Source organism: Psychrobacter sp. 1Y10 (assembly GCF_052259005.1).
Classification (GTDB): Bacteria; Pseudomonadota; Gammaproteobacteria; order Pseudomonadales; family Moraxellaceae; genus Psychrobacter; species Psychrobacter saeujeotis.
In genome coordinates, this window is record NZ_JBQQES010000001.1 from 602,401 (window position 1) to 617,233 (window position 14,833).

At 43.0% G+C, this 14,833-nt stretch carries 10 protein-coding genes; 2 read left to right on the forward strand and 8 right to left on the reverse strand.

Going from position 1 to position 14,833, the window contains the following annotated elements:
• The first annotated feature begins 42 nt into the window (after nt 1-42).
• On the forward strand, nt 43-483 hold the full coding sequence (locus ACTXGH_RS02585) for an outer membrane protein assembly factor BamE (protein WP_439295841.1): 441 nt from the start codon (nt 43-45) through the stop codon (nt 481-483).
• 101 nt (nt 484-584) lie between these two features.
• On the opposite strand, the gene fdhD is transcribed toward ACTXGH_RS02585, so the two are convergent.
• From fdhD to ACTXGH_RS02625, 8 genes are all read right to left on the reverse strand, one after another.
• The gene (gene fdhD, locus ACTXGH_RS02590; RefSeq protein ID WP_439295840.1) at nt 585-1,655 is read right to left on the reverse strand and encodes a formate dehydrogenase accessory sulfurtransferase FdhD; all 1,071 of its coding nucleotides are present in this window, start codon (nt 1,653-1,655) and stop codon (nt 585-587) included.
• Between the two features lie 198 nt (nt 1,656-1,853).
• On the reverse strand, nt 1,854-4,229 hold the full coding sequence (locus ACTXGH_RS02595; RefSeq protein ID WP_439295839.1) for an FdhF/YdeP family oxidoreductase: 2,376 nt from the start codon (nt 4,227-4,229) through the stop codon (nt 1,854-1,856).
• A 281-nt stretch (nt 4,230-4,510) separates the two neighbouring features.
• Complete coding sequence (locus ACTXGH_RS02600) at nt 4,511-5,305, reverse strand: ABC transporter ATP-binding protein (protein WP_299216624.1); 795 nt, start codon at nt 5,303-5,305, stop codon at nt 4,511-4,513.
• Nucleotides 5,306-5,374: 69 nt separating this feature from the next.
• The gene (locus ACTXGH_RS02605) at nt 5,375-6,274 is read right to left on the reverse strand and encodes an ABC transporter permease (RefSeq protein WP_439260573.1); all 900 of its coding nucleotides are present in this window, start codon (nt 6,272-6,274) and stop codon (nt 5,375-5,377) included.
• Nucleotides 6,275-6,560: 286 nt separating this feature from the next.
• Nucleotides 6,561-7,601, reverse strand: a complete 1,041-nt coding sequence (locus ACTXGH_RS02610) for an ABC transporter substrate-binding protein (RefSeq protein ID WP_439260574.1) — start codon at nt 7,599-7,601, stop codon at nt 6,561-6,563.
• A gap of 77 nt (nt 7,602-7,678) precedes the next feature.
• Nucleotides 7,679-8,725 (reverse strand): ABC transporter substrate-binding protein, encoded by a 1,047-nt coding sequence (locus ACTXGH_RS02615; RefSeq protein ID WP_439295838.1) that lies wholly within the window; start codon nt 8,723-8,725, stop codon nt 7,679-7,681.
• Nucleotides 8,726-9,153: 428 nt separating this feature from the next.
• Nucleotides 9,154-11,274 (reverse strand): methionine--tRNA ligase, encoded by a 2,121-nt coding sequence (gene metG, locus ACTXGH_RS02620; RefSeq protein WP_439295837.1) that lies wholly within the window; start codon nt 11,272-11,274, stop codon nt 9,154-9,156.
• 237 nt (nt 11,275-11,511) lie between these two features.
• On the reverse strand, nt 11,512-12,993 hold the full coding sequence (locus ACTXGH_RS02625) for a GntP family permease (protein ID WP_439260577.1): 1,482 nt from the start codon (nt 12,991-12,993) through the stop codon (nt 11,512-11,514).
• Between the two features lie 392 nt (nt 12,994-13,385).
• Between ACTXGH_RS02625 and ACTXGH_RS02630 the strand changes: the two genes are divergently transcribed.
• Entirely contained in the window at nt 13,386-14,726 is a 1,341-nt protein-coding gene (locus ACTXGH_RS02630) for a short-chain fatty acid transporter (RefSeq protein ID WP_439295836.1), read from the forward strand.
• The last annotated feature ends 107 nt before the right edge of the window (nt 14,727-14,833 follow it).

The window sequence follows — 14,833 nt, forward strand, 5'->3', positions numbered from 1 at the left end:
CAGACATTGTCATATCACTCATGACACATTAAGGAATAAACAATGAATTTATCTACTTATGGCCACGGATTATTGGCTACTGCCTTATTATTTGCTGTAACTGGCTGTACTTGGCATGTGAGTCCTGGCGCACAGCATGGGACAGTTCATCCTGATGATCTTGTATTCCCTGAGCAAAGTAAGGCATGGCAAAAAGAAGGCAGGATCGTTGAGCAAAATGATGTTGCCAAAATCAAAGTCGGTACGACCAAAAATGAGATTTATAAACTTATTGGTACACCGCACTTTCAAGAAGGTTTTAATTCCCGTGAATGGGATTATATTCTCAAGTTCTATGATACCAATCAAAACGTAGAAACCTGTCGCTATAAAATCATCTTTGATGATAGTTACGAAGGTATACTGCGTAAAGATGAGTTTTATGCCACAGAGACCTATTGGCAACCTGCCTCTTGTGCAAAATATTCACAATTTACCCAATAATCTGATTAAGTGCTGAAGTACGAATAAAAGAAGTACGAAAAAAAGAACAAGGCATTTAATGTCTTGTTCTTTTTTATAACTGGCTATGCTCGCTGAATGCTTTAAATACCTGTGTAATAGGTCACTCTGTTATCACGTAAAAAACCAGCCAACCCTAATCCATAACGTTCAGCGACTCGAACTGCTGTACTAGTAGGGGCAGACATACCGACTAACCAAGGTATGCGGCTACGGATAGATTTTTGTACCAGCTCAATGGATAAGCGAGACGTCATAAGAACGTATTCAACTTCCATTTTGTTCCGCAGTTGCCAGCCGATAAGTTTGTCAAGCGCGTTATGACGTCCTACATCTTCAAATAAATGTAAGTCATCACCTTGCATCGTTGCCGCTGCATGTACTGCACCTGTCAATTGATGAGTGTGTTGCATAGTATCTACTCGTTGCCGTATTGACAACAGATAGCTGAGGTGTGGGACAATGTCTTTTACATACTGCCTCTTTTGATGATAGGCACTCAAGTCAGGTAATGCTTGTGTTAGACCAGTCATACCGCACATGCCGCAGCCAGTACGGCCCGCTAGCTGACGTTTTTGTGCCTGAATACGCTGATGACAACGCTGATTCAATACTAGCTCTACTATATAAACATCATAATCTTGCAATTGTGCTAAGCTTTGTTCAAGTATTTCGCTTTGTTCAAATATTTCTGTTTCAGAATTTTTATCGATTGAGCCTTGTATAAAGCTCTCATAGTTGGTTGTATCGGTAAGCTGAGTCACCTCCCAATCTAGCAATTCATGACTATACTGAATTAAGCCCTCACTAAACAAAAACCCAACGGCCAAATACTCCAACTGGTAAGGACTGGCCATCAATACGGCATAATGCACACCATTGATGACGATAGCAACAGCAGCCTCTACTGCCAAACTTGCAGGTTTATTTTCGATATAAGGATGGTAATGGTCATAATAATTTGATGGATAATAGTGCTTTTGTGCCAAATGAGTGCGTGAAAGCGGTGTGACTGACGAGGGTAGTGAAGTATCAATTAAGACAGGTGCTTGAGCTTCATCAATTATATCGGAGACTGTATGAGATACCGAAGCAGATGACGCAACGGTTTCGAGTAGATTGTCTTCTAAGACTTTGGTATGTTCAGTTATCATAAAATCTGCTTTTAACCTAAAGCGTGTTATCAATAAGTACACTTATGCATTTAGCGGTCTTAAAATAGATAAATTTCGCTAAACAGTACCAAAAGCCTCGTTAATGTATTCATATTAATAACGATTTCTTCTTTGTTTAGCGCAATTTACCTCATTTTAAGCCTCACCATCTAAACTAAAAAATGACCATGGCAAAAATCAAGCCGAAGCTACCAGTCCATCTGCGCTACTAACTTGTGCTTGCTTATCAACTTTACTTGGCTCGCGACTATCAGCAGCTACGCGCTCCAAAGTCACAGTTGAGGATTTATAAGCTGGGATGTGCGACTCTGGTGCATGAGTGTCTAAATCAAATAAATCATTACACTCAGGATAATAAGCAGCGATTGCATTAGAAGCAATATCCATCTCAGTTAAAACGAGTGGACCAAGAGTACGTGCTTGGTTGCTACTGTCTTGACGCGTCACTATAACGCTATCTCCTTTTTGCCAGCCCAAGCGGCTAATTTCATCAGGATGCATAAAGAGCACATCACGGCGGTTGGTTTGACGATAACGGTCATTGTAGCCAAAAATCATCGTATTGAACTGATCATGACTACGCACACTGGTAAACTGCCAAACCTTTTGTTGCTCATTTTGAGATGGATTAACCTTCTGTTCAGTCGATGCAGTCTTTTGAGCCATTTGCTCAGCAACATAAGTAATCGGATATTGTGGTACTTCGATTTGAGCCTTACCACTATCTGTATTCCATACGCGATGACGCGCTGGGTGATATAGATGAAAACCGCGCTCGCTATCACGAATACGCTGATTAAAGTTCTCAAAACCATCGATAGCTTGCGATACATAATCACGCACCACATCATAGTCTTCACTCATCGCTTGCCAATCTATATTGGTTGTCGAGCCTAGTACATGTGTCGCAATATCTGCGACAATCTGCGCTTCAGACTTTAACGTATCGCTAACAGGTTTAATAGTGCCCTTGGTCGCGACAATTTGACACATAGAGTCTTCGATGGTGGCAAACTGCTCGCCTTTAGCGGTCACTAAACTTTCAATCCGGCTTAAGCAAGGCAGAATAATATTATTGGCACCAGGATACAGCATGGTGCCGTTAAGTTTGGTACCAACAAAAACATTCAATTTGTTGTTCGTTAAAGCTTGTTGAATCGCACTAGTATTTGGTGCTGCTACTGCAAAGTTGCCGCCCATAGCCATAAAAGCTTTAAGCTTGCCGTCGATCAAAGCTTTTGCTCCTGAGACAACATCATAGCCATCTTCTTGCGGCATCGAACGTTCAAACACCCGCTCAAGGCTGTCTAAAAGTTTTTGCTTAGGGCGTTCATGAATACCCATGGTTCTATCGCCCTGCACATTAGAGTGCCCGCGAATTGGCGAAGCGCCAGCACCATCAATACCTATCATGCCCATAAGCAGCAGCAAGTTGGTAATCATAGCCACATTGTCTTCGCCCTGCACATGTTGCGTAACGCCCATGCCCCAAGTACATATCGTCGCTGGACTATCGGCAACCAATTTTGCCAGTTTGACAATCTCTGCTTGTACAATACCACTACCGCGCTCAATATCTGTCCAAGTTTGCTCGGTTAGCCATTCTTTTAATGCCTCAAAACCTGAGGTGTGCTCGGTAATAAAATTGTGATCAATTTTGTCATGCTCGACCAGCCATTTGGCCATACCCGCTAACAAAGCCGTATCGCCACCAATTTGAATCTGGACGACTTCATCAGTCATCTCATCACTTTGACCTGCTGCCATGTGCGTGGGTTTTTGCGGATTTCTAAAAGCCTTTAAGCCTTGTTCGCGCATCGGATTGATAGAGATGATTCGGCAGCCTTCTTTATGCGCGTGTGCCAGCATCTCAAGCATGCGTGGATGATTGGTGGCTGGATTATGTCCAAAGGATAATAGCAGTTTGGCCTTTTCAAAATCTTCAAGCATGACCGTGGCTTTGCCGACACCCAATTGCTTACCCAGCATAACGGATGTTGGCTCATGGCACATATTGGAGCAATCAGGCAAGTTATTGGTGCCAAAACAGCGTACAAACAGCTGATACATAAAGGCAGGCTCGTTCGTTACTCGCCCTGAGGTATAAAATAAAGCGTCATCTGGCGAGTCAAGCTTATTCAACTCTTTCGCGATAATCTCATAAGCAGCCTGCCAAGAGATAGGGAGATAGCGGTCCTGCGCTGCATCATACCGAAGCGGTTCTGATAAACGACCACTATGCTCAATCTCGTAGCCGTTCCATTTCTGGAGCTCTTTGACGGTATATTTTTCAAAGAATTTGGCATCTGCTTTAGTAGACATGGCCTCACTAGCGATGACTTTAATACCAGTTTCGCAAATATCAAGTGTTTTATGAGACTTATGATCAGGCCATGCACAGCCTGGACAATCAAAACCCGTCTTAGGCTGATTGCTTTTCAACATGCTTAAGCTACCGCGCACAAAGGCCTTATAATCCATAAGTTTACGAGTAGAGGCAATGAGCGCTGGCCAACCAGCAGCAGGATGAGAGTAAATAGGAATTTTGCGCATAACAAACCTCATAGTAAATGGTGGCAAATAAGCTTATATAACAACTATATAGTGACTAACGAGAAGTTTGTATATAATTAACTATAGATAACAAAAAACCTTCAAGAAGTATGTATTTGGATAGATATTAATAAACTGTTTATAACTCATAAAAAGGTAGAAAAATGAGTATGTTGAAACTTAAAATACAATTAGAACTTGAGATTTTTCAGCCAATAAAAAACGCCTGCTACTAGACAGGCGTTTTTACTTTTTAAATCCAAACTATTTAGCTGAGTTGTTCAACTCAAAATCAAGCTATCATCTTCGACCTTTTCACCGCGTGTTTGCTCAAACATATCGAGAAGATCATGGACAGTCATACCACGACGAATATCGCCAGCAACATCTAAGACCACTTGTCCTTGATGTAGCATAACGGTACGTGTGCCATGTGCTAAGGCTTGCTGCATGGAATGGGTAACCATCATAGTCGTGAGATTATTGTCTGTCACGATTTTATCTGTCAGCTCCAAAACAAACGCCGCTGTCTTAGGATCAAGCGCAGCAGTATGCTCATCTAGCAATAAAATCTTAGAAGGCTGCAATGAGGCCATAAGCAAACTAACCGCTTGACGTTGTCCACCTGACAGCAGTCCCATGCGGTCGGTTAGACGCTTCTCTAACCCCAATTTCAAGACTGATAGTTTTTCTCGGAACAGGTCACGGTTATTTTGGTTCAATGCAAAATTCAGTCCTCGTTTGCCGCCGCGCTTATAGGCGAGCGCCATATTCTCTTCGATAGTCAAGGCTTCACAAGTGCCCGCCATCGGATCCTGAAACACACGCGCGACCCAATGAGCGCGCTGATGAGCGGTTTTTTTGGTGACATCAATGCCATTCAATAATATTGAACCACTATCAACACGTGTGGTACCACTGACTGCATTTAAAAAAGTTGATTTACCAGCGCCATTGGTACCGATGACAGTGACAAACTCACCATCAGCAATGTTTAGATTGATACCGCGTAGGGCAGGGTTTTCGATAGGCGTGCCTGGGTTAAAAGTTAACCGTAAATCTGTGGCTTGCATCATAATCGTGGTTCCTTGTCATCTCTTTAAGCTAAAAGCTTCTTCAAGCTTGTATGGCTATCTTAAGCATCATCAAGCGCGAACTCTACGAGATAAAAACTTAGTTTTAGCTTTTGGCAATACTAATGCCAATACGACGAGTAAAGCAGTAATTAAGTTCAAATCTTGTGGACCAAAGCCAATACTACGTAGCGTATCACTTGATAACGCAACCTGAATAAACAACTTATACAGTACTGCGCCAACGATTACAGCAAAAGTAATGAGCCAAATGCGTTTGGCAGGAATAATGGTCTCACCGATGATCACTGCTGCCAGACCAATGACAATGGTACCAATACCGATAGAGATATCTGCACCGCCTTGCGTCTGCACAAACAGCGCTCCGGCTAAAGCGATCAAACCATTAGAGACTGCCATACCGATAATAGTCATCCACGAGGTGTTGATACCTTGTGCTTGTGCCATGCGAAGGTTGGAGCCAGTCGCGCGCATGGACAAACCAGTTTCGGTGCTATAAAACCAATCTAACAGTAGCTTGGCAAGCAAGATAACGACGCCAATAATTAAGCAGCGCATCCAATAACCGTTGCCATCAGTCACAAGTGAGCTAAATACGGTGGTTTCACCAAGCAGTGGTAGATTGGGTGCGCCCATGATACGTAAGTTGACAGAATATAGGGCAACCATGACCAAAATACTGGCAAGCAGCTGTAAAATACCTAGCTTGACATGCAACCATGCTGTGACGATACCAGCGACTGACCCTGCCAGCATACCAAAAACGCAGGCAAGCCACGGGTTAATACCAGCGACGATAGAGATACCAGCGACCGCGCCACCTAACGGAAAACTTCCATCAGCGGTTAAGTCGGGAAAATCGAGGGTACGAAATGAGATTAGCACACCAAGTGCTACGAGGCCGTAAATCAGACCACTTTCAAGCGCACCAAAAAAAGCGATTAAAGACATAAGAGATCAGTAAGTCATAACCAGGCGTTTAGCGAATCGCATTCTAATGATTGACTGGTAAAACCAATAAATGGTGTCTGCCAATACTGTTTGTCCCAGCAACATAGAAGCCAATCTTAGCTAAACGTCTAAGTGGTGAATTTAACAGATTAAGTAATCTGCGGTTAGGGTAAATCAAAACATGTCGCTATTGAACATCAAAGCAGATGATAGTTGGCGATATTCATTGTGCTCGCTATTACCGTCTGTTTTACGGTTTTAATTTTAGGCAGCCTACAAAGGTGCGCTATTCTACCACTTCTTTTGCTTGGTCGATGACGGCTTGTGATAAGCTAATACCTTCTTCTTTTGCATGTGTTGGACTGACATACAAGTCAAGCATTTGCGGTGTATATACAGGTATAGCACCTGCTTCTTCACCATTTAAGATACGTACTACGATTTTTCCAGTCTCACGGCCAAGATCGTAATAATTCACACCTAAGGCTGCAACGGCACCGCGCTCAACTGAGCTGGTATCTGACGCAATCAATGGAATCTTACTTTCTTTAGCGATTTGATATAATGACTCGTAAGCTGATACCACGTTGTTATCGGTTGAGGTGTAGATCATATCGACCTTACCTTCAAGGCTACGTGCAGCCATCGCAATATCATTACTACGCTGAGCCGGCGCTTCATGCACATTGATACCAAGTGGCGTCAGTTTTTCTTTTAAGTTTTTCAAAATGATGGTTGAGTTGACTTCGCCTGGACTATAGACATAACCGACGTTTTTGAGATCGGGTATGATTTGACGCATTAAGTCAATTTGTGGCTCATAGGGTAGGGCATCCGATGCACCTGTGACATTAGTGCCAGAGCCATCAAGCTTAGACACCAGTTTGGCTGCTACTGGGTCAGTCACGGCTGAAAATACCATCGGGATACTGCTGGTAGAGGCAGCAACAGACTGAGCAGACGGGGTTGCAATAGCGACGATAACATCAGGCGCATCTGCAACGAATTGCTTAGCAATCTGACCTGCTGTCGCTGTATTGCCTTGAGCACTTTGGAAGTTGACCGTTAAGTTTTCACCGTCTTTAAACCCTGCATCATTTAATTCGTCGATGACACCTTTACGAACACTATCAAGTGCTGGATGCTCGACAATGGCAGTGATAGCGACAGTCTTCATTGCTGTGACGTCATCGCTAGTAGCCGCACCATCAGGCGCACTCGTATCTTGTGCCGACTGGTTACAGCCGGTTAAGATGGCAGTACACATACCGCCTAATAACAAGGCTTTGCTAAAATTGAAATGACCAAAACGGTTTTGATAAAACATGGGTCTCGCTCCTAAAATAATAGTGTGTCCGTACACTATATAAATAATTGACGTGCTGATTGTTATCTTACTACTTTTTATTTGGTATCGACATCAGTATCAGTGTTGATGGCATCTTTTAGTAAGTCTTCTGATAAGCTCACTCCTTGCTCAGCTGCGTGCTTTGGGCTTGCATACAAAGTTAACGTGTTCATAACCTCAGGTTTAATAGTGTTAACGGCTTCTCCATTTAATACGCGATAAACCATTTTGCCAGTAGTACGCCCAAAATCATAGTCATTTACCCCAAGTGCTGCTGTCGCGCCGCGTCTGACACTAAATTCATCTGAAGCAATAACTGGAATATCAAGCTCGTTTGCTGCACCTGCCATCGCCTCGAATGCAGACACGACGTTATTGTCTAACGAGGTATAAATGACATCAGCGCGACCAGCAAGACTGCGCGTCGCCATAGCAACATCAGTTGGTCGGTTGGCTGTTACGTCGAGTATTTTGAGTCCACGTGTTGATGCCGCCTCCTTAAGCTGATTCAGCACGACCACAGAGTTGACCTCACCTGGGCTATAAACGTAGCCAATGGTTTTTGCATCGGGGACAATCTTTTGAATGTTCTCTAACTGCGGCTCGATAGGCAATTGGCTGGATAGGCCTGTCACGTTGGTTTGAATGGGAACGCCCTTATCATCGATAAGTTTGGCTGCAACAGGGTCTGAGATGGCAGTATAAACAACTGGAACGGTTTTGGTGGATGCCACGATTGACTGAGCAGATGGCGTTGAGATGGCTACAATGGCATCTGGATTGTCGCCTGCAAACTGCTTAGCGATCTGCCCTGCTGTCGCCGTATTACCTTGTGCACTTTGGAAATTAACGGTTAAGTTTTGGCCCTCGACATAGCCGTTATCTGCCAACTCATCGATAATACCACGGCGCATCTCGTCTAGTGATGGATGTTCGACAATTTGAGTGATGGCTAATGTCTTGGCAGGTTTGTCAGTATCAGTTGCTGGATTTTCATTAGTCGCTGTTGCAGTATCAGTAGAGTTTGAGCAGCCAATCAATCCAAGAGCGGTGCTGATAGCAGCACCATATAGGCTTAAGCGTAGGGTAGAAGCAATAGTCATTATTAGATTAACTCATAAGTTGTATCAATTCCAAAAACCAGATTCATCAAGCCTAATCATAGTAGTGCTTGCACTCGTCTTCGTGATCTTTGATCTTTAAAGTAGTATTGGAGAATGCAGATTGGTCCGTTCAATGCTATGTTGATGTCAAAATAGCAGGTTAACAATAAAGCAATCGTTCCGTCGATCGTTATGTATAGGAGCTGAATTCTATGTAACCCCTATATTATGACAGTAATGTAAGTTATCGCAATAAAAAATTAAAGCGCATTCGTCATAGGTATTATTAAACAATGCTGTGGCACTTTTATAAAGCAATATAAAGCGGTTTTTAGCCATTACGTTATAAAAAATACACAAATTCAAAAAGACACAAAAAAAGATGCCATGTAGACATCTTTTTTATTATTTCACATTACACTCAAAACTTATGCCAAGGTATCACCAACGACACAGTCATCAGGCAGGGTAACGACCGTTAAACCTGTTTTGGGATCACCAGTCGACAACACCATGCCTTCTGAAACACCAAACTTCATCTTTCGCGGGGCAAGATTGGTCACACAAATCACTTTCTTATCAGCCAACTGTTCAGGCTCATAAAACTTACGAATGCCACTAAACACATTGCGCGGTTTGTCTTCGCCGACATCTAAGGTAAATTGTAGTAGCTTGTCCGCGCCTTCGACGTGATTGCACTCTAAAACATGTGCCACTTTCATCTCAACTTTGGCAAAATCTTCGATGCCGATATAATCCGCTTGCTCAGTATTAGTATTAGTATTAGTATCAGTGTTAGCTGGCTGTGTGTTTTTGGCAGCTTTGCTATCATTATTTGCATCTGTGTCGCTTGCAACTGGTATAGCGGCTTGAGCCAAAGATTCCTTTGACGCCTCAACCATTGCCTCGATATCTTTTTCTTCGATACGCTGCATCAAAGGTTTAAACTTATTGATTTTTTGACCCAGTAGCCACTCATTGCGACTAGCAAAGCTTAAGTCTTCAATATTTAAGAACGCTTTGGCATTGGCCGTCAGCTCAGGTAATACTGGCGCAAGATATACCATCAATTGACGGAAGATATTAATCGCCACCGAGCATACGTCTTGCACTTCTTGCTCAGTACCCTCGATCTTAGCAAGCGACCACGGTTTTTTCTCGTCAATATATTCATTGGCTTTATCCGCACATTGCATAATCAAACGCATGGCACGTGAGAACTCGCGATTCTCATAAGCGGCAGCAATTTCATCACCGGTTTTGGTAATATCTTCTAGCAGCGTTGACTCTACGCAAACGTCCGACAGCATCCCGTCATACTTTTTAACAATAAAGCCGGCACTGCGACTGGCGATATTAACCACTTTACCCACCAAGTCAGAGTTGACCTTTTGCATAAAGTCTTCTAAATCAAGGTTGATGTCCTCGACTTTATCAGACAATTTGCTAGCGAAGTAGTAACGCAAATACTCAGGGTGTAAATGATCAGCGTAAGTTTCGGCTTTAATAAAGGTGCCGCGTGACTTACTCATTTTTTCGCCATTGACCATTAAGAAGCCGTGAGCAAAAACGCCGGTTGGGGTACGGAACTCACTACCTGCTAACATGGCCGGCCAAAACAACGCATGAAAGTACACGATGTCCTTGCCGATGAAGTGATAAACTTCTGTTTTGTGCTCGTTTTCTTGTGCCCAGTAACGATCAAAATCAAGCGCTTGCTCTGTACCTTCACGCTTATCGCATAGGTTTTTAAAGCTCGCCATGTAGCCGACTGGCGCATCTAACCATACATAAAAGTATTTGTCCGGCTCGTCGCTTGGCGTATCTGGGATTTGGAAACCAAAGTAGGGCGCATCACGTGAGATATCCCAACTGGCAAGCCCAGCTTCGAACCACTCTTGGAGTTTGTTGGCGACCGATACTTGCAGGCGATTATCACTACGCGTCCAATCTTTTAAAAACTGCTCAAATTCTGGCAAGTCAAAGAAATAATGCTTTGAGGTTTTTAGCACAGGTGTGGCATCAGACAACGTCGAGTACGGATTTTTGAGATCTGTCGCGTCATAAGTTGTGCCGCATACTTCACAGTTATCACCATATTGATCCAGCGCACCGCACTCAGGGCACTCTCCTTTGACAAATCGATCGGCCAAAAATAACTGCTTTTCAGGATCAAATAATTGCTCAACATCGCGAGTTGAGATATGCCCTGCGCTATTAAGACGGCGATAAATCAGCTCAGAGAAATGTTTGTTTTCTTCTGAATGAGTGGTGTGATAATTGTCGAAGTTAATCAAAAACTTTGCAAAGTCCGCTTCATGCGAGGCTTTAACTGAGGCAATCTGCTCCTCTGGCGTGATGCCATTGGCTTCAGCTTTTAGCATGATTGCCGTACCATGTGCGTCATCCGCGCAGACATACGTAACCTGATGGCCTTGTGCCTTCATCGCACGCGCCCAAATGTCGGTCTGAATATATTCTACAAGATGCCCCAAATGGATATAGCCATTGGCGTAGGGCAGCGCACTTGTTACTAAAATCTCACGCACTTTTGTCACCTATACTTTTATATAAACGGGTTAGTTATCATCATCGCACGCTATTTATGGCGGGCGGACGCGATGTTATCAATGGTAAAGCTTTTAAAAAAGGAAAAATTTAAAAATTGTGCCTATGATACCGTAATTCGACCAAATTTGTGACAATCCTCGGTAATTAATCACGTTAAAAAACCCACCAAGTAAAGTACGAAGTGGGTTTTTATGCACATATTAATATAGATTTGTTTAGAAAGAACCAAACATCGTACCTAAGATAATGATAGAGGTAACAGCGATTAACGGAATAACCATGGTGACCATGGCAAGGTTTAAATATGACTGTTTATGGGTCAAGCCGCAAATAGCAAATAACGTGATGACAGCGCCACTATGGGGCAGAGTGTCAAGACCGCCCGCTGCCATAACTGCCACACGGTGCATAAGCTCTGGATCAATTCCAGCTTCTACCGCCATTCTTAAATAGTCGTCACCGAGCGTCGACAGTGCAATACTTAAACCACCAGATGATGAGCCTGTAATACCAGCAAGCGTGGTCATCGCCACGGCTTCTGAGATAAGCGGGTTATTAGGGCTTAGATTTAAGATATTGTCACGAATGATAAGAAAACCTGCCAATGATGCAATCACCGCACCATAGCCAACTTCTGATGCCGTATTAAAAATCGGTAACATCGAATCGTAAGTACCACGGTTGATGGTCTTTTGTAGGTTATTCCAATGACCAATACGCAATACGATCAAAACTATACAGGCTACAACTAACGAGATAATAATTGACCAAAGTCCAAGTGATCCATCGATATTTAAGTCTGGGAACTGGGCTTGCAAGCCGCTAAAGTCTAATGACGGAAAAACAGCATAAGTAAGTAACGCGTTTAGAGCGATGACCAATACCAGCGGAATCATGGCGATGGCAAACGAGGTTTGATGCGTGTTGTGCATGGCGCTTGATGTTGCTAGATTGCTTTTAGCGATGTTGTTTTGTGCAGTATTGTTTGTCGTGTCACCTGTAGGCTCTTTTTTAGCATCGATACCACCGACGCCCACGTCATCATCATGTTGACCATAGCCTTCACCTGCAGCATTGGCTTTGCGAGCGCGCGACTGCAACCATAACCACCCACCAATGAACATGATCGTACCGCCAATAATACCTAAGATAGGCGCTGCAAAGACGTTGGTATTATAATAAGGAATCGGAATAGCATTCTGAATCGCTGGCGTGCCTGGCAATGCCGTCATCGTAAAGGTAAATGAGCCTAAAGCAATCGCCGCCGGAATCAAGCGCTTAGGAATATCAGCGGCTTTGAATAAGTCTTTGGCGATTGGGTAGATAGCAAACGCTACGACAAATAACGAGACACCACCATAGGTTAAGATAGCACAAACCAAAATAACGGCTAAAATGGCTTTACTGGCACCGAGCTTTTCGACCACGGTATTGGCAATCGCTGTCGCCGCGCCAGAGTCTGCCATCAACCGTCCAAACAGCGCACCTAATAAGAAGATAGGGAAGAATTTAAGCAAAAAACCACTTAATGCCCCCATAAACACATCGGTATAGGCGGGAATACTACTTAAAAAATCACCTGATAAAAAGACCGCTAACGTCGCCATAATCGGCGCTAGGATGAGCACCGAATAACCGCGATAAGCAAAAAACATTAATAAAAATAAAGTAATAATGATAGCAAATGTGCTAAACATGACTGCCCTCCTTGGCAAAATTCAGTCAGCGATTATGCAGGGCATATGAATGTAGGTCAATAAAATTAATCAAAATAAGCAATATATAATCTTATATTAAACATAAATCCACATTGATAACATATTGGCTTACCATATACTGAGTTACTATGATGACTGGTACACTCTTAACGTTATTATCTAGTCGCTGCAAGGATAATGTGTTAAGTTATTATAAAAATTACATATGATATATCGATATAAAACGTATTAACATAACTATTTGCATATTTGGAAATTCTGTATATTTGGCAACGCAGATAAGCTATCATATTTGTGAAGTGCTTTTGCTAAGCAAGATTTCATTGTCAAAAGACTCAAATAACAAACATTGATCGACAAGGAATGTGGATATGTTTAATGCCATAACCAACGCCAGTGTACAACTGGTTAACCGTTATTTGCCATCTCCGTTCGTATTCTCAATTATTTTAACGCTCATTGCCTTTGTTGTTGGTCTTGCCGTTACTGGTCAGGATATGATTGCTATGGCTGGACATTGGGGTAATGGATTATGGTCGCTACATAGCTTTGCCATGCAAATGGCCCTCATATTAGTGACAGGCTATGCGTTCGCTAGTGCACCCTTCATTCAGCGTTTACTGGATAATATTGCCAGCCGTATTCATTCTCCTTCGACCGCTATCATAGTATCGACCTTGGTGGGTTTGGTTGGTTCATGGATAAACTGGGGGTTTGGTCTCATTATTGGGGCTATTTTTGCCAAATCACTTGCCAGAAAAGTCGCCAATGTCGATTATCCCTTATTGGTAGCCGCAGCCTATTCAGGATTTGTTATCTGGCATGGGGGCTTTTCAGGATCGATACCGCTAACATTAAGCTCAGGCGGCGATACTTTACTCACGCTATCGGGTAATGTCATGACCGAAGCGGTGCCTTTATCACAGACGGTATTTGCTGGTTATAATTTACTTATTGTCGGCTTGCTAGTCGTAATTTTGCCTCTTCTAAATCGTTTTATGCACCCCAAAAACCCTACTGTTATCGACCCCAAGCTCATTAAAAAAGAAGCTTATGTATCGCCTCGTAGAGATACCCCAGCACAAATATTGGATGACAGCCGTATAGTCGCTATAATTTTGCTAGCGTTGGCTTTGATGTACTACATCAGTGAATTTAGTAGTAATGGTTTTAATTTAGGGCTCAATATAGTTATTGGGCTATTTTTGTTTGTCGGGTTGTTATCGCATGGCACGCTTGAGCGTTATTATCGCGCAGTAAACTCAGGTATAGGCGGCATCACTGGTATTGTATTGTTGTTTCCGTTTTATGGCGGCATCATGGGTATCATGACCGGAGCAAACGCTAATGGCATCTCTATTAGTACACAAGTTACCGAATTTTTCGTCAACTCTGCTTCAGCAGACAGCTTTCCCATCTTTGCATTTCTAAGCGCAGGCTTGGTTAACGTTTTTGTACCATCGGGCGGCGGTCAGTTTGCTGTACAAGGGCCTGTTATGATACCTGCTGGCGTTGAGCTTGGTGTTAATCCAGCAGTGACAGCGATGGCGGTAGCTTGGGGCGATGCATGGACCAATATGATTCAGCCATTTTGGGCATTACCATTATTGGGTATTGCAGGCTTAGATGCTCGAGCTATTATGGGTTATTGCCTAATAGTGCTTGCCGTATCAGGGGCAGTTATTATGGGTGTATTTTGGTTGGTGGTATAGTTAGTGGTATAACTGGAATGACATATCAGCATGTACAAAATGTAAAGACTAGCAAAATTAATAGAATCAGTTAAAAGCAATAATAGAACGGATGCGTAATGAATATA

Bases quoted from the DNA above. Each gene is read 5' to 3' on its own strand.
- ACTXGH_RS02600 (WP_299216624.1), bottom strand. From the start codon at position 5,305: ATGATGCAAGCCACAGATTTACGGTTAACTTTTAACCCAGGCACGCCT.
- ACTXGH_RS02605 (WP_439260573.1), bottom strand. From the start codon at position 6,274: ATGTCTTTAATCGCTTTTTTTGGTGCGCTTGAAAGTGGTCTGATTTAC.
- ACTXGH_RS02595 (WP_439295839.1), bottom strand. From the start codon at position 4,229: ATGCGCAAAATTCCTATTTACTCTCATCCTGCTGCTGGTTGGCCAGCG.
- ACTXGH_RS02615 (WP_439295838.1), bottom strand. From the start codon at position 8,725: ATGACTATTGCTTCTACCCTACGCTTAAGCCTATATGGTGCTGCTATC.
- ACTXGH_RS02630 (WP_439295836.1), top strand. From the start codon at position 13,386: ATGTTTAATGCCATAACCAACGCCAGTGTACAACTGGTTAACCGTTAT.
- ACTXGH_RS02585 (WP_439295841.1), top strand. From the start codon at position 43: ATGAATTTATCTACTTATGGCCACGGATTATTGGCTACTGCCTTATTA.
- fdhD (WP_439295840.1), bottom strand. From the start codon at position 1,655: ATGATAACTGAACATACCAAAGTCTTAGAAGACAATCTACTCGAAACC.
- ACTXGH_RS02625 (WP_439260577.1), bottom strand. From the start codon at position 12,993: ATGTTTAGCACATTTGCTATCATTATTACTTTATTTTTATTAATGTTT.
- ACTXGH_RS02610 (WP_439260574.1), bottom strand. From the start codon at position 7,601: ATGTTTTATCAAAACCGTTTTGGTCATTTCAATTTTAGCAAAGCCTTG.